6 protein-coding genes (1 of these 6 running past the window's edge) are annotated in these 16,700 nt (G+C 61.8%); 5 read left to right on the top strand and 1 reads right to left on the bottom strand.

Features of this window, described 5'->3' with window-relative positions:
- Positions 1-96 precede the first annotated feature (96 nt).
- The 3 genes from rpiB (at position 97) to JOE33_RS01320 (ending at position 4,051) form a co-directional block, all read left to right on the top strand.
- Positions 97-558: a ribose 5-phosphate isomerase B gene (gene rpiB, locus JOE33_RS01330; RefSeq protein ID WP_187625569.1), complete on the top strand. Its 462-nt coding sequence runs from the start codon at positions 97-99 to the stop codon at positions 556-558.
- A gap of 67 nt (positions 559-625) precedes the next feature.
- The gene (locus tag JOE33_RS01325) at positions 626-1,606 is read left to right on the top strand and encodes a sugar-binding transcriptional regulator (RefSeq protein WP_003369595.1); all 981 of its coding nucleotides are present in this window, start codon (positions 626-628) and stop codon (positions 1,604-1,606) included.
- A 69-nt stretch (positions 1,607-1,675) separates the two neighbouring features.
- Positions 1,676-4,051, top strand: a complete 2,376-nt coding sequence (locus JOE33_RS01320; RefSeq protein ID WP_209924023.1) for a glucose/quinate/shikimate family membrane-bound PQQ-dependent dehydrogenase — start codon at positions 1,676-1,678, stop codon at positions 4,049-4,051.
- An 89-nt stretch (positions 4,052-4,140) separates the two neighbouring features.
- Here JOE33_RS01320 and JOE33_RS01315 read toward each other — a convergent pair whose 3' ends face one another.
- The gene (locus tag JOE33_RS01315) at positions 4,141-4,914 is read right to left on the bottom strand and encodes a helix-turn-helix transcriptional regulator (RefSeq protein WP_096102087.1); all 774 of its coding nucleotides are present in this window, start codon (positions 4,912-4,914) and stop codon (positions 4,141-4,143) included.
- A 289-nt stretch (positions 4,915-5,203) separates the two neighbouring features.
- Here JOE33_RS01315 and JOE33_RS01310 point away from each other — a divergent pair, with 289 nt between their 5' ends.
- Entirely contained in the window at positions 5,204-14,701 is a 9,498-nt protein-coding gene (locus tag JOE33_RS01310; RefSeq protein WP_187625568.1) for a non-ribosomal peptide synthetase, read from the top strand.
- Positions 14,698-16,700: the 5' end (the start) of a non-ribosomal peptide synthetase gene (locus tag JOE33_RS01305; protein ID WP_209924022.1), read on the top strand. 15,778 nt of this gene lie beyond the right edge of the window; the window shows 2,003 of its 17,781 coding nt (coding positions 1-2,003); it begins with the start codon at positions 14,698-14,700; its stop codon lies beyond the right edge, outside the window. The genes JOE33_RS01310 and JOE33_RS01305 overlap by 4 nt, the downstream gene beginning before the upstream one ends.

Genomic DNA, 16,700 nt, shown 5'->3' with positions numbered 1-16,700 from the left:
ACAGAAGAGGGCGAATGTTTCAGAAATGATTGATCGGAATTTCACCGATTGAACATTTGGTCAGATAATAAGACCCCGGCAGTGGAGCCTGATGCCATGAACACACCTTTCCCGGTGGCTATCGGATGTGATGAAGCGGGTTATGAACTCAAGGAATTGTTGAAGCGCCATATCGAGTCGCTGGGTTATCCAGTGACCGATTTCGGTACGCACTCCACGGCACCGGTGCTTTACCCGGACATCGCTCTGGCCGTTGCCACGGCGATCAACGCCGGGCAGCAGCGGCTTGGCGTGCTGGTCTGCGGGACCGGAATAGGCATGGCCATCTCCGCCAACAAAGTCTTTGGCATTCGTGCGGCCCAGGCCCACGACACCTATTCGGCTGAGCGGGCGCGCAAGAGCAACGATGCGCAAATTCTTTCTGTCGGTGCACGGGTGATCGGCACGGAACTGGCAAAAAGCATCGTCAAATCGTTTCTGGAGTCGGAGTTCGAAGCCGCGCGCTCCGGTGCCAAGGTCGAACGCATCAACGCGATAGAGCGTGACGGGCATCATTAGTCAGTGGACGGGACAGGGCGGGAGTAGGGAGAATGTGCCTTTGACGCCGAAACGGAAGCCCGTCCACATGAGTGACAGTACCCAGCGCATGGCCAGCGACATCGATCTGATGACTGAAGTCGCGATGCTCTATTACCTTGAGAACGTCACTCAGGAAGCCATCGCCAAACGCTTTGACCTGTCGCGCGCAAAAGTCAGCCGACTGCTCAAACGCGCACGCGATGAAGGGATTGTCGAAGTACGGGTGCTGCAGCACCCGGCGATGAACAACGAGCTGGAACTGGCGCTGGTCGAGCGCTTTCAGCTGGACAGGGCGTTGATTGCAGTCGACCACAGCGACCCGGATACTCAGCGCTCGGCGGTGGCCAGTCTGGTTGCCAACTACCTGAACAAGACCCTGGGTGACGGCATGATCGTCGCCGTGGGCATGGGGCGCAATGTGGGGGCAGTGGCGGACAACGTGTTCCTGCCGGTGACGCGCAACTGCACATTTGTCTGTGCCATCGGTGGCTCGCTCAAGGCGGGCGAGTACATGAACCCCGACCACATCTGTCGCCGTCTGGCGCTGCGCTTCGGTGGCGAAAGCGAGAGCCTGTACGCCCCGGCACTGGTTGCCAACCCTGAACTGCGCAGTATTCTGATCAGCAACGACACCGTGCGCTCGACGCTTGATCGTGCGCGGCGTGCCGACATGGCGCTGATCGGTATTGGTGACATGAGCGAGAACAGCAACATGGTGCGCATGGGCTGGTTCTCTCCGCAGGAAATCGCCCAGGCCAGGCTGTCCGGCACGGTGGGCGACATGATGGGCTATGACTTCATCGACATTCACGGCCAGCCTGCCGTCAATGCCATACAGGGCCGGGTGATCGGTCTTACCGTACAGGAATTGTTTCGTATCCCGGACGTAGTGGCCATCGCCAGTGAAAACACCAAGGCGGCCGCCACGCTGGGTGCCTTGCGCTCAGGCGTGATCAATACCCTGGCAACCACCGTCACCAACGCCCACACCATCCTTGCCCTGGATGACGCGACGCGCAAAAACTGACACTACGGGCGAAATCCGTGGTCGAACGCGTCGCGGCGCAAGATTGGATAACAATAAAGGGCAAGGAAGATGATTCTCAAAGTGACCGGTATCGTCATCGCGATACTCAGCCTCATTCTGCTGTTCATGGGCGCACAACTGGTGGCTGCCGGCGGCTCACCGGCCTACTCGGTGATTGCCCTGGGTTTGCTGGCCACAGCAACCCTGGTATTCCTGAAAAGGAAATCGGCGGTTACCCTGTATGCAGTAATGATGTGGGGGATTCTGGTCTGGATCATCTATGAAGCCGGCCTCGACAAATGGCAGTGGATCCCTCGCGGTGATCTGTTTGCCCTGATCGGCCTGTGGCTGGCCATGCCCTGGGTGGTACGCCCGCTTTATCAGGCGCAATCAAGTTCCGATAATCGTCGTTTTCATCCGTTGCTCGGCGGTACGCTTGGCATAATGCTGCTGATCGTGATTGCGCTGATGTTTCACGATCCGTACCCGCAGCAGGGGCGGATTGACAACATGACGACCACCCGCAACGCCGACTCGGCGGGCAGTGACTGGGCCGCGTATGGCGCAAGCAACGCCGGCCAGCGTTTCTCCAGCCTCGATCAGATCACCCCGGACAACGTCGCCAAGCTGTCGGTGGCCTGGGAATACCATACCGGCGACCTGCGTGATGAGGACAAGGACGCCGGCGAGTACACCTTCGAAGCGACGCCCCTCAAGGTCAACAACCGGGTGTATGTGTGCACGCCTCATAACGAAGTGCATGCACTGAACCCGCAGACCGGGCAACTGGCCTGGAAATACACCCCCGAGAAAAAGCGCTCGTACCTGCAGCAGCACCAGACGTGCCGCGGCGTCAGCTACTATTCCTCTGCCTCCAGTTCGACTGGCCAGCCGCAACAGCCGGCTCAATGCGCGAAACGCATCGTCACCGCGACTGCAGACGCCAGGCTGGTAGCGCTGGATGCCGACACCGGGAACCTGTGCAGCGACTTCGGCAGCGGCGGGGTGATCGACTTGAGCGTCAACATGGGCACCATCCGCCCGCACGCGCTCATGCAGACCTCCGCGCCACTTATTGCCGGCGAACTGATCGTGATCGGCAGTTCGATCATGGATAACGGTTATAACGATGGAAACCCGTCCGGGGTGATTCGCGCCTACGACGTCATCACCGGCAGGCTGGTGTGGAATTTCGATCCGCAAAACCCGGACAGCACCCAACCCATCGCGGCTGATCAGAGCTATCCGCAGGACACGCCGGTCGCCTGGGCAACCCTGAGCGCCGATGTCAAAAACGGTCTGGTGTACGTCCCGTTCGGCAATGCTTCGCCCGACGAAACCGGCACCCGGCGTAACCCCGACAGCAACACCGAGAAGTTTCGCGATGCGCTGGTGGCTCTCGACCTGAAAACAGGTGCGCTGCGCTGGAAATTCCAGACTTCGAACAACGACCTCTGGGATCGCGACAACCCATCGCAGCCCTCACTGCTTGATCTGGGAAAAGACGGCAACCGCCAGCCTGCCGTGGTGTTGCCGACCAAGGTCGGCAACATTTTCGTGCTTGACCGTCTGACCGGGGAGCCCATCATCCCTGTCGATCAGGTCAGTGTGCGCACCGAGGGCGGTGTCGAAGGCGAGCGCTTTGCACCCACCCAGCCGGTGTCGCGACTTAACTTCATCCCTCCCGTGCTGACCGAGAAGTCCATGTGGGGCGTGACGCCTTTTGACCAGATGGCTTGCCGGATCACTTACAACACAGTTCGTTATGACGGCAATCCCTGGACACCGGCGACCGAGTCAGGATCGCTGATCTATCCCGGCAATATAGGCGTGTTCAACTGGGGCTCGGTGGCCGTGGACCCTGACCGCCAGTTGCTGATCGCCGCGCCGGTGCGTCTGGCGTATATCTACAACCTGATCAAACGACCCGAGCAGGCCCAGGAAAAACGCCTGTTCACTCAGGAAGGCAAGCCCTACTGGAACGAGAACTTCGACGGTGACTATGCCATCCGTATTTCCAGATTCGCCTCAAGCCTTGGCATCCCTTGCACGGCGCCACCTTGGGGAACCATGGCCGGGGTCGATCTGACGACCGGCAAGACCCAATGGATGCGCCGTGTCGGCACCACCAAAAACCTCAAGACCAGCTTCATGCAGGAACGTTTTCCGGTCGGTTTTCCCATGGGCATGGTCGCCCATGGCGGTCCGATGGTGACGGCAGGCGGATTGGCCTTTCACGGCGCGACGGCGGATAACTTTTTCCGTGCCTATGACGTCACTAACGGCGAAGTGCTCTGGGAACATGAATTGCCCGCGGGTGGCCAATCCATTCCTTCGACGTATACCGGCAACGACGGCAAACAGTACGTGGTCATCGCTGCCGGCGGTCACGGATCGCTCGGTACGACATTGGGCGACAGCGTGATTGCCTTCCGGGTTGATTGACGGCAGCAGCGTCTGTGCGAGGAGGGCCTTTAGGGGCCCTTTTTTCCGGGCGCGTATCGCTGCAGTTCATTTAGCCGGGCGTACGAACTTCAATCACCCGCCATCCAGCGCGCCAGCCCATGTCGTCCGCTGACGCCCAGTTTGGCGGTGGCGCGCTTGAGGTAGGTTTCCACCGAGCTGTTCTTGACCTTGAGGCGCTGCGCCATTTCAGCCACGGTGCCACCGGTCAGCAAGCCCAGGCAGACTTCCTGCTCGCGTGCTGAAAGTGTGACCGAGTCCTGGGCGAGCCTGCCACTGAACGCCTGATCCAGCGAGCCCGGCTCAAGCTCGAGCCGCGTGGCATTGCTGCTGGACTGAGCAAGGCTCTGCGCGTGATGCTCGACCAGCGGCAGCAACGTGTCGGAGAGGCTCTTGAGCAAGGACAATTCTGTCAGGGAGAACGCCCGCAGCGCGGTCAGCCGATAAAAACAGATGATCAGTCGACGTTCGCCGTGGCTGGACACCAGATTGCACTGGTGGGTGTTTTGCTGGGGATGTTGCGCGCTCAGCGGGGTCTTGAGCTGGATCAACAACGGGTCCTGCATGTTCAGAATGCTTGATAGCAGAGGATGGTCGGTGGTCTCGCTGCCGGGAGGATCATGCTGCAGGCCGGCACCGCCGAGCAGATTGATGCGACTGATACTGCTCTCGCGCAGGTCCAGCGTCCATTCACTGAGGCCAAGCCCGTGAATGGGCACCAGCGAATCCACCAATTGCAACATGTGCCCGGCAAAGGTGTCGTCACCCGTACTGGAAACCAGCTTGGCCAGTTGCAGATAGAAGCGTGGGTCGTCGTTGTACTCGAAATGTTGCGCCGTGTTCATCTTGAGCTTTCCTGATTCCGACCGCGCAAAAACGGACCATGTCGACTGCTGCGCGGCAACTACTGATTGCACTTACTGATAAGCCTGATGATGGCACTTGGTCTCCGGGTATTCAGCCTAAGCTTTCATCCTGCGTCTGTAACAAAAAACAGGGACAGGATTGCAATCCGCCGAAAGTGGATCTGCAGTGGCATTTGGCCGTAAGGCACTGTCCGGGTTTAAGGGGCCATACACAGCTGGGACGGCAGTGCTTAATCCGCTGCCTACCCGCCAAGAAGGACCTTGAGCCATGCTCCCCTCCAGCGCCGCAACCTACCCACTGACCGCTGCTCAGCGCGACGTCTGGCTTGATCAGATCAGTCGCGGTGACTCTCCGCTTTATAACATCGGCGGCTACCTGCAACTGTCCGGAGCGGTCGACCCGGCGACCCTGCACAAGGCGCTGGAGCAACTGGTTTGCGCACATGAAGCGCTGCGCACAGTCCTGATTCCCGGTGCCGGAGCGGATGGCATGCCGCTTCAGTCGTACGCGGCTTGCCTGCCGGTGTCCTTGCCGTTGCATGACTTCAGCGATCATCCCGAGCCCGAGCAGGCAGCGCGGGCACTACTCAATGACAACATGCGCCGCCCCTACGTGCTCGATGGCAGCCCATTGCTCGACTTCTGCCTCATCCGCCTGGCAGGCGATCAGCACTGGCTGGCAGGTCAGGCCCACCATCTGATTCTGGATGGCTGGGGCTTCGGACAGTTGTTCAAGTCCCTGGGCGAGCTTTATAGCGCGTTGGTGGCAGGTAAAGACCTCGAACTGCTTGCACCGGGGTACAGCAACTTCATTGCAGATGACGCCCGGTATCAGGCGTCGCAACGCTATTCGCAGGGCAGGGCTTATTGGCTGGAAAAATACCGCGATTTGCCGGAGCCGTTGCTGGTGTCGCGCTATCACAACCGCCGGGCGACTGACCCGGCGCCGTCCCACGCCTGGGTGCAGCCACTTCCCGGCACATTGCATGCGCGCATGAAACAATTTGCCGAGCGCCACAACGCATCTGCGTTTCATGTATTGCTGGCCGTTCTGCATGTCTATTTCACGCGTACTGCGCAACGCAACGAGTGGATTGTCGGGCTGCCGCTGCTCAATCGCAGTGGCGCGCGCTTCAAGGCGACGCTTGGCCACTTCGCTCAGGTCAGTGCCGTGCGTATGGCCTTCGACGACGGGCTGGATTTCGCCGCCTTGGTAGTCGAGGTGCGCGACGCGCTGAAACGTGACTTCCGTCATCAGCGCTTCCCCTTGAGCGAGCTCAATCGCAGCCTCGAATTATCACGTGAGGGAAGGGCGCAACTGTTCGAAGTGTCGGTGTCCTACGAGCTGGAAGACCATGGTTACTGCTACGCCGATGCGCAGGCGCAGACGGTAAAGGTGTCCAATGGCTACGAGGCGACGCCGCTGGCCGTGCACTTGCGCAGCAACAGTTGCAACGACGATGCCTCCCTGCACCTGGTTCACCACCGTGCCTGGATCGAAGATGCCGAAGCCCCGGCGATTGCCGGGCGTTTGCTGCACATTCTCGAGCAGGGGCTGGAAACCCCGGCACTGAGGATTCAGGACTTCCACCTGTCAGCACCCGCCGAGCAATTGCAGCTACAGGCCTGGAATCAAACTGAGACGGCTGTTGGCGACGAGCAACTGATTCATCGACGCATCGAACAGCAGGCCCGTACTCGGCCCTATGCCGTGGCGGCGATTTTTCAAGGGCAACACCTGACCTACGCGCAACTCAACCGTCAGGCCAACGCCCTGGCTCAGCGTCTGATCTACCAGGGCGTATGCCCTGACGATCGCGTGGCGATCGTTTCGCGCCGTGGTCTGGAAACCCTGGTAGGGCTGCTGGCCATTCTCAAGGCGGGGGCGGCTTATGTGCCCATTGATCCGTCGCACCCGCGCGAACGCCTGCACTATCTGCTCAGTGACAGCGCGCCGGTGGTGGTGCTGACCCTGTCTTCGCTGATCGAGCGTCTGCCGCCGCTGGCAGTGCCGCTGATCGAACTGGACCATTGCACCGACGGTCAGGGCGCTGAGAACAATCCGCAGGTAGCGGGATTGGGCAGCGACAATCTGGTCTACGTGATTTACACCTCCGGCTCCACCGGCCAGCCCAAAGGCGTGATGGTGGAGCATCGAACCCTGGCCAATCTGGTTGACTGGCACTGCCAGGCTTTCGATGTGAAGGCGGGCAGTCATGCCTCATGCCTGGCCGGCTTCGGTTTCGATGCGATGGCCTGGGAGGTCTGGCCGACCCTGTGCGCTGGCGCGACCTTGCATGTGGCGCCGGTCCAGGACGGTGGCGAGGACATTGAAGCCATGCTCGACTGGTGGCGCGCCCAACCGCTGGACGTCAGCTTTCTTCCCACCCCGGTGGCCGAGTACGCGTTCAGCCAGAGCCAGGACCATCCGACTTTGCGTACGCTGCTGATCGGCGGCGACCGCCTGCGGCAGTTCGCTCATAACCGCCGTTATGCCGTGGTCAACAACTATGGCCCGACCGAAACCACCGTTGTCGCCACCTCCGGTCAGGTGCTGGGCAACGGCTCGCTGCACATTGGCGGCCCCATCGCCAACACTCGTGTCTACGTACTGGATGAGCACTTGCAAGCGATGCCTGTCGGTGTGCCCGGTGAGCTTTACATTGGCGGTGAGGGGGTCGCGCGGGGCTACCTGAATCAGCCGCAACTGACCGAGGAGCGCTTTGTTGCCGACCCGTTCAGCGAGGTCGCGCAGGCACGCATGTACCGCAGCGGTGATCTGGTGCGCTGGAATGGCGACGGGACTCTGGATTACCTGGGCCGTAACGACGACCAGGTGAAAATTCGTGGCATGCGCATCGAACTGGGCGAAATCGAGGCGGTGCTGTCCAGTCTGGACGGCGTGAAAGACGCAGTCGTGCTGGTTCGCGATCTGCATCTGCTGGCCTGGTTCACTGAGCACTCGACGGTCCACATCGACACGCTGGCACCGGCAATGCGCGCACGCCTGCCGGGCTACATGGTGCCGCGTGCCTTTACCCGACTGACGGCACTGCCGTTGACGGCCAACGGCAAACTTGACCGCCGTGCGCTGCCCGATCCGGACCCGACGTACCTGCTCGGGAATGCTTACGAAGCACCGCTGGGCGCAGTGGAAATCGCCATGGCATCCATCTGGGCGCAGGTGCTGGGCATCGAGCGCGTAGGGCGGCATGACAACTTTTTCGAGCTGGGCGGCCATTCCCTGCTGGCCGTCAGTCTGGTGGAGCAACTGCGCAAGGCCGGACTCAAGGCCGATGTGCATGTGCTGCTCAGCCAGCCGACACTGGCCGCTCTGGCCGCAAGCCAGACGGACGTCAGCACCTTCAAGGTGCCGGCAAACCTTATTCCGGCAGGCTGCAAGCAGATCACTCCGGGCATGTTGAGTCTGGTGTCGCTCGAACAGTCAGCCATTGATCGTATAGTCGCCAGCGTGCCGGGCGGTGCTGCCAATGTGCAGGAGATCTACCCGCTGGCACCGTTGCAGGAAGGCATTCTCTACCACCACCTGACCGCAGAACAGGGCGATCCCTATCTGCTGCAATGGCGTCTGGCGTTCGACACGCCGGAGCGTCTGTACAGCTGGGCCGCAGCCTTGCAGGAAGTCATCGACCGCCACGATATCCTGCGCACCTCGGTGGTGTGGCAAGGTCTGGAAAGTCCGCAACAGGTGGTCTGGCGTACTGCCGAGCTGACGGTACAGGCCATCGAGTTCGAGGCCGAAGACTCCGAATATGCCGTCATCGACCGTCTGCAACACCAGTTCGACGCCCGTCATCATCGACTGGATCTGACCCAGGCACCCTTGATGCGTCTGGTGCATGCCCAGCAGTCGTCGAGCGGCGAAACCGTCGCGATTCTGCTGTTTCATCACCTGGTGCTGGATAACACTGCGATGGAGATCGTCAGCCGCGAGATGCAAGCGTTGCTGTTCGGCCACCGCTATGACCTGAAGACGCCGGTGCCGTATCGCAACTACGTCGCGCAAGTACGCCTGGCCAATGACGACGCAAGCCACACAGCGTTTTTCACTGAAATGCTCGGTGACGTCGATGAGCCAACCCTGCCTTTTGGCATACAAGACGTGCACGCCGACGGCAGTGGTATCGAAGAGGAGCGACGGGCCCTCGACCCGGACCTGGCCCTGCGGCTGCGTGAGCAGGCACGCCAGCTCGGGGTGAGCGCTGCAAGCCTGATGCACGTTGTGTGGGCGCGGGTTCTGGGCGTGCTATCCAATCGTCGCGACGTGGTGTTCGGCACTGTGTTGCTGGGACGCATGGGCGGTGAGGGTGCTGATCGGGCACTCGGTGTATTTATCAATACCTTGCCGCTGCGTGTGGATACGGCGCTGGAGACCCGTCCGGCAGTCAAGGCGGTCCACGCGAAGCTGTCTGCGCTGATCGCTCACGAGCAGGCTTCTCTGGTACTCGCTCAGGGCTGCAGTGCGGTGGCTTCGGGGTCGCCGCTGTTCAGTGCCTTGCTCAATTATCGCCACAGTGCCGAGGTAAAACCGCTGGACGGCGAAGGGCTCTGGCAAGGCGTGCGGGTGCTCGGTGGTGATGTGCGCAGCAACTATCCGTTGACCCTCTGCGTGGACGATCTGGGCGAAGGCTTCGACTTGCATGTGCTCGCGCAGCAGGGTATGGGGGCCGAGCGTATCGCTGGCTGGGTGCTCAACACGCTGGCGCATCTGCTGGAAACCCTGGAACAGGCGCTGCCATTGCGGCTGGAAAACGTTCCGATTCTCGACGCGGCAGAACGCAACCATCTGTTGCTCGATTTCAATCGCACTGAACAGCCGTTCCCGCAGGACTGCACCGTCAATGCGTTGATCGAAGCGCAGGCCGCCAGCCAGCCGCACAGCCCTGCGGTGATTCAGGGTAGCGACGTCCTGACCTATGCTCAGCTCAACGAGCGCGCCAATCGCCTGGCCCATCATTTGATCGGCCTGGGCGTCAAAGCCGATGAACGCATTGCCCTGTGCCTGCACCGTGGTCCCGAACGCCTGATTGCCATGTTGGCGGTGCTCAAGGCCGGTGCGGCCTACGTGCCGGTAGACCCGGTCTATCCTGCGGAGCGTATTGCCTATCTGCTGCAGGACAGTGCGCCGCGTGTGGTTCTGACTGAAAACTCGACCCACGATCTGGCCAGCGACACTGCCCGGGTGAACATCGAGCAGGCGGACTGGCTTGCTTCCTCCGGCAATAACCCCTGTGTTGCGGGCCTTGATGCGCAAAAACTGGCGTACGTCATTTACACCTCCGGCTCCACCGGCCAGCCCAAAGGCGTCATGGTCGAACACCGCACGCTGGTCAATCTGGTGCATTGGCATTGTCAAGCGTTCGCTCTGCAGGCCGGCAGTCATACAGCGAGCGTGGCCGGTTTCGGCTTCGACGCAATGGCCTGGGAAGTGTGGCCGGCGCTGTGTGCCGGTGCGGTACTGCACCTGCCACCGGCCGAGGTCGGCAACGAGCACGTCGATGAACTGCTCGACTGGTGGCTGGAGCAGCCACTTCAGGTCGGTTTCCTGCCGACCCCGGTGGCCGAACAAGCCTTCAGACGCCCGCGCCAGCACCCGACGCTGCGCACGCTGCTGGTCGGCGGCGACCGCTTGCGTCAGTTCGACAGCGACCCTGGCTTCGCGGTGATCAACAACTATGGTCCGACTGAAACCACCGTGGTAGCGACCTCTGGAGCCATGCAGCCAGGCGGGCCGTTGCATATCGGCGGCCCGATCGCCAACACCCGCGTGTACGTACTGGACGAGCAGTTGCAGCCAGTGCCGGTGGGTGTCGTCGGCGAGCTGTATATCGGTGGCGCGGGGGTTGCCCGCGGGTATCTGAATCGTCCGCAAATGACCGAAGAGCGTTTTATCGCCGACCCGTTCAGCGCCACGACGCAGGCGCGCCTGTATCGCAGCGGCGATCTGGTGCGCTGGAATGACGATTGCAGCCTGGACTACCTGGGACGCAATGACGACCAGGTAAAAATTCGCGGCATGCGTATCGAGCTGGGCGAAATCGAGTCGGCCCTGGCCAGTCAGGCCGAGGTGCAGGATGCCGTGGTGCTGGTGCGCGGTGAACGTCTGCTGGCCTGGTTCACCGAAAACGCTCCCGTCGAACCCGAAGCGCTGCGCGAGGCGTTGCGTGCACGTCTTCCCGCGCACATGGTGCCGCTGGCCTTCACACGTCTGGACGCGCTGCCGCTGACCAGCCATGGCAAGCTTGACCGCCGTGCCTTGCCGGACCCGGCGCTGGAAGCGCTGACCAGTCAGGCCTACGAGGCACCCGTGGGTGCAACGGAGGCCCTCATGGCGGATCTCTGGGCGCACGTGCTTGGCTTGGAAAAAGTCGGCCGTCATGACAACTTTTTTGAACTGGGCGGCCATTCGCTGCTGGCGGTCAGTCTGGTCGAGCGCCTGCGCAACGCCGGACTCAGCGTCGATGTGCGCGTCCTGCTCGGCCAGCCGACTGTCGCCGCGCTGGCCGCATCGGTGGGCAAGGGGCGTGAAATCACGACGCCGCTCAATCGCGTTCCTGCTGGCTGTACACACATCACGCCGGACCTGCTGAGCCTGTCACAGCTCGACCAGCCGACCATCGAGCGCATTGTCGCCACGGTGCCTGGCGGAGCCGCCAACGTTCAGGAAATCTACCCGCTGGCGCCCCTGCAGGAAGGCATCCTCTATCACCACCTGACTGCCGAGCAGGGCGATCCGTACTTGCTGCAATTGCGCATGAACGTCGACAGCCCGGAGCGTCTGCAGGCGGTAGCCGCTGCCTTGCGCAAAGTCATTGCCCGGCATGACAGTCTGCGCACGGCGATCGTCTGGGAAGGGCTGGAAACACCGCAACAGGTCGTCTGGCGTCAGGCGGATCTGGTTGTCGAACGTGTGCCGCTGGCGCAGATCGACACCCCGGCGGGCTCGGCAAGCATGGACTTGAGCTGTGCGCCGCTGATTCGTCTGGCCTACTGTCCGGACCCTACTGGCCCGGGCCTGTCGGCAACGCTGCGCTTCCATCACATTGTGGTGGACGCCACCGCGCTCGAAGTGATGCGCGAAGAAATGCTCGCCCATCTGCGCGGCGAGCCGGGTCCGACGCAGCCCGCCGTGCCATATCGCAACTATGTGGCCCAGGCACGTCTGGGTGTCAGCGAAGCAGAGCATGAGGCGTATTTCCGCGAGCAACTGGGCGATATAGACGAGCCGACGTTGCCGTTTGAGCTGCGCGATGTGCAGGGGGACGGCCGTTGTATCGAGGAAGCACAGCAGGTGCTGCCCGATGCCTTGCTGCAGCGTCTGCGCAGTCAGGCGCGGCAACTGGGGATCAGTGTCGCCAGCCTGTTGCATCTGGCGTGGGCACGGGTTCTGGGCGCGGCCACCGGCAATGACCGTGTGGTATTCGGTACTGTGCTGCTGGGGCGCTTGCAGGGCGGTGCGGGTGCCGACCGTGGCATGGGCATGTTCATCAATACGCTGCCGTTGCGCGTCGATCTGGACAACATCAGCGTGCGCGACGGCGCACGCGCCACGCATGCCCGACTGGCGGCACTGCTTGGCCATGAGCACGCATCCCTGGCTCAGGCACAGCGCTGGAGCGGGGTAGCAGCGCCATTGCCGTTGTTCAGTGCAATCCTCAACTATCGACACGCAGCAGGCCAGGCGCGACAGGATGCGCAGCTTGATGCATGGCAAGGCCTGGAGATTCTGACCAGCGAGAAGCACACCAACTACCCGTTGAGCCTCAACGTCGACGATCTGGGCGACAGCCTGCGCCTGAGCGTTACCGTGCCACCCAGAGTAGGGGCGCAACGTATCTGCGCTTACGTGCAGCAGACGCTGGTGGCCATGCTTGACGCCCTTGAAGGCCAGCCGGATCTGCCGGTGCAGCATCTGTCGGTACTCGGCGCTGAAGAGCGGCAACGCTCGCTGGTCGACTTCAACGCCACGGCGATCCATCACGATCTTCAGCAAACCCTGCACGGGCTGTTCGAAGCCCAGGCGGTACGCACACCGCAGGCGATTGCCCTGCGAGCCGGGCGCTCGCAATTGAGCTATCGCCAGCTCAACGAACAGGCCAACTGCCTGGCTCATCACCTGATCGATCTGGGCGTGCGGCCTGATCAACGGGTAGCGATCTGCGTCGAGCGCGGCCTGTCGATGGTGATCGGTCTGCTGGCGATCCTCAAGGCCGGTGGCGCTTACGTACCACTGGATCCGAGCTACCCGCGCGAGCGTTTGCAGTACATGGTCAAGGACAGCACGCCGGTCGCCTTGCTGGTACAGGCAGGCACCCGCGATCTGCTTGACGACGAACATGCCCTGCGGATCGATCTGGACAGCGTGACCTGGGACGCGCAGCGCGATGAGAATCCGCGCGTTCCCGGCCTGACGGCGGAGCATCTGGCGTATGTGATTTACACCTCGGGCTCCACTGGCACGCCGAAAGGGGTGATGGTCGAGCACCGTAACGTCAGCAACCTGGTGCAGTGGAGCTCGGTGTTGTGCCCACCTGCCTCGGGCGCTGTCATGCTGCAAAAGACCCCGATCAGCTTCGACGCCTCGGTCTGGGAGATTTTCTGGCCCCTGAGCAGCGGTATTGCGCTGGTGCTGGCGCGTCCTGATGGCCAGCGTGATCCTGCCTACCTGGCGCAGGTGATTCAGGAGCGTCAGGTCAGCATCGTGCAGTTCGTTCCGGCGCTGTTGCAGCAGTTCCTCGATCTGCCGCAGAGCAGCGCGTGCAGCAGCCTGACCGACGTTGTCTGCGGGGGTGGTGAGCTGACCGTGGATATGGCCGCACAGCTACGCAAACGTTTGCCAGGGGCGCGCCTGCACAACGTGTATGGCCCGACCGAAACCACAGTCGATTGCAGCGTCTGGACACTGCGCCCCGACGAAGCCGTGCCGGACAGCGCCTTGCCTATCGGACGCCCGATCAGCAATACGCGGCTTTACGTGCTCGATGCCCATGACCAGCCCGTACCTCAAGGTGTTATCGGTCATCTGCATATCGGCGGTGCCGGGGTGACGCGTGGCTATCTGAACCTGCCAAAGACCGATGCCGAACGTTTTATCGACAGCCCTTTCGTTGCAGGCGACCGCCTGTACCGCAGCGGCGATCTGGTACGCCAGCGGGCAGACGGCAACCTCGAGTTTCTTGGCCGCAATGACGATCAGGTGAAGATCCACGGATTACGAATCGAACCGGGCGATATCCAGGCCTGCCTGATCAGCCATCCGGGTATCGAACAGGCAATCGTTCTGGTGCGCGACGAGCAACCTGGCGGGCAGCGGCTGGTGGCCTATTACACCGGCACACAGTTATCGGTCGAGGCCTTGCGTGAGGTACTGCGTGCGCAGTTGCCGGATTACATGGTGCCTGCACTGTTCGTGCACCTGGACGCCATGCCCCTGAGCCCCAACGGCAAGCTGGATCGCAAGGCGCTGCCTGCGCCAGGGCAGGATGCGCTCCTGACCCGTCCTTATGAAGCACCGCAAGGCGAAACCGAAGCCCTGCTGGCCAGGCTCTGGAGCGAACTGCTCGGGGTCGGGCAGGTAGGCCGTCACGACAACTTTTTCGAGCTGGGCGGTCATTCGCTGCTGGCGGTGAGCCTGACTGCGCGCCTGCGCCAGGAAGGCATCGAGGCCGATGTCCGGGCGCTTTTCGAACAACCTACGCTGGCGGGCTACGCAGCCATCACAGAGAACATGGAGATTACCCTGTGAGCATCAACGAACTTTTGGCGACACTCAAAGCTCACAATATCCACCTGACGGTCAAGGACGGTCAATTGGTGGTGCAGGGCAATCGCCGTGCATTGACTGATAACGGCCTGCTGGAGCATCTGCGTGAGCATAAGCCGGCGCTGATCGAGCTCATCGAGCAGGGCGATTATGAGAACGGCCAGCGCGGCGCACCGGTATTGCCAGCCAATGGCATCGAACAGGGTTGCGAGCGAATCACCCCCGGAATGTTGACGCTGGCGGACCTTGATCAGGTGGCTATCGACCTGTTGATGGACGCGATACCGGGAGGCGCCGCGAATGTCCAGGACATCTACCCGCTGGCCCCGCTGCAGCAAGGCATTCTTTACCACCACGTTACCGCCACCCACGGCGATCCCTATGTCATGCAGGTGCAATTCGCCTTTTCTGATCAGGCGCGTCTGAATGCGTTCGCCGAGGCACTGCAAACCGTCATCACCCGGCATGACATTCTGCGCACCTCAATACACTGGAAGGGGCTGGAAACCCCGGTGCAGGTGGTCTGGCGCCACGCTGAACTCAAGGTCGACAGCTCGCCGCTCGCGGCAGACCTGACGATGGATCTGGGCCAGGCACCGCTGATGCGCCTGGTCTGCCATGCACCTGTTGCAGGTCAGAGGGTCGAGGCTACGCTGCTGTTTCACCACATTGCCATGGACCACAGTGCCCTTGAGGTCGTGCGCCATGAAATACAGGCCTGTCTGTCCGGGCAAGCCGAATTGCTGGGCGTACCGGTGCCGTTTCGCAACTATGTCGGACAAGCGCTGCTGGGCGTCAGCGAAGCTCAGCATGAAACGTTTTTCCGCGAGATGCTGAGTGATCTCGACGAACCGACACTGGCCTACGGCCTGCAGGATTTGAGCGGTGAGGGCGACGCGATCGAAGAGCACAGCGTCACGCTTGATCAGCAGCTGTGTCAGCGCCTGCGTGCTCAGGCGCGAACCCTCGGTATCAGTGTCGCCAGCCTGTTCCACTTGGGCTGGGCACGGGTGCTGGCAGGCCTTGCCGGGCAATCGCGGGTGGTATTCGGCACTGTGCTGATGGGGCGTTTGCTGGGTGCCGAAGCCACAGAGCGAGCGCTGGGCATCTTCATCAACACATTGCCGCTGCGCCTTGATCTGGACGAGCAGGGCGTGCAGGCCGCAGTGCGCGCCACTCACCAGCGCCTGACCGCGCTGATGCGCCACGAACACGCACCGCTGGCACTGGCGCAGCGCTGCAGTGGGGTAAAAGCGCCGACGCCGCTGTTCAACGCGTTGCTCAACTACCGCCACAGTGCGCCGGCGCAAGCGTCCGGTGAGACATGGCAAGGCATCGAAGTGCTGCAGGCTCAGGAGCGCAGCAATTATCCGCTGGTGCTGAGCGTCGATGATTTGGGTGAGGCCTTTGGCTTGACGGCACAAACCGCCGCAGGCATCGACCCGCAAAGCATTTGTGCCTACATGCAATGGACCATGGAAAGCGTGGTCGACGCGCTGGAGCAGGCGCCCCAGATGCCGGTCGATCAGCTCGATATCGTGCCCGCCAGCGAGCGTGCGCAAATGTTGCTGGGCTTCAATGACCAACGTGCCGACTACGAACGCAGGCTGACGATTCATCAGCGCATCGAGCAGTTGGCAGAGCAGCAGCCTGATGCTATTGCCGCACAGGTGGGCGCCCAACACCTGAGCTACCGTGAGCTGAACGCGCGCGCCAACGCACTCGCCCATCATCTGATCAGTCTTGGCGTACAACCCGATGACCGCGTGGCGGTGGTGGCACGACGCAGCCTGGAGACGCTGGTCGGCTTGCTGGCGGTGCTCAAGGCCGGTGCGGGCTACGTACCGGTCGATCCGGCACACCCGGACGAGCGCATTGCCTATCTGCTGGGCGACAGCGCCCCGGTTGCCGTGTTGACTCAACCGGAATTCGTCGCACGCCTGCAAGGGTTGGGCTTGCCGGGCTTGAACACACCGCTGAT

The sequence above is a fragment of the Pseudomonas sp. PvP027 genome (assembly GCF_017833005.1).
GTDB lineage: Bacteria > Pseudomonadota > Gammaproteobacteria > Pseudomonadales > Pseudomonadaceae > Aquipseudomonas > Aquipseudomonas congelans.
The sequence above is the reverse complement of the archived record's forward strand: the minus strand, read 5'-3'. Positions and strand labels throughout refer to the sequence as shown.

Coding starts and splice junctions, on each gene's coding strand:
- rpiB (WP_187625569.1), top strand. CDS start 97: ATGAACACACCTTTCCCGGTGGCTATCGGATGTGATGAAGCGGGTTAT.
- JOE33_RS01310 (WP_187625568.1), top strand. CDS start 5,204: ATGCTCCCCTCCAGCGCCGCAACCTACCCACTGACCGCTGCTCAGCGC.
- JOE33_RS01325 (WP_003369595.1), top strand. CDS start 626: ATGAGTGACAGTACCCAGCGCATGGCCAGCGACATCGATCTGATGACT.
- JOE33_RS01315 (WP_096102087.1), bottom strand. CDS start 4,914: ATGAACACGGCGCAACATTTCGAGTACAACGACGACCCACGCTTCTAT.
- JOE33_RS01320 (WP_209924023.1), top strand. CDS start 1,676: ATGATTCTCAAAGTGACCGGTATCGTCATCGCGATACTCAGCCTCATT.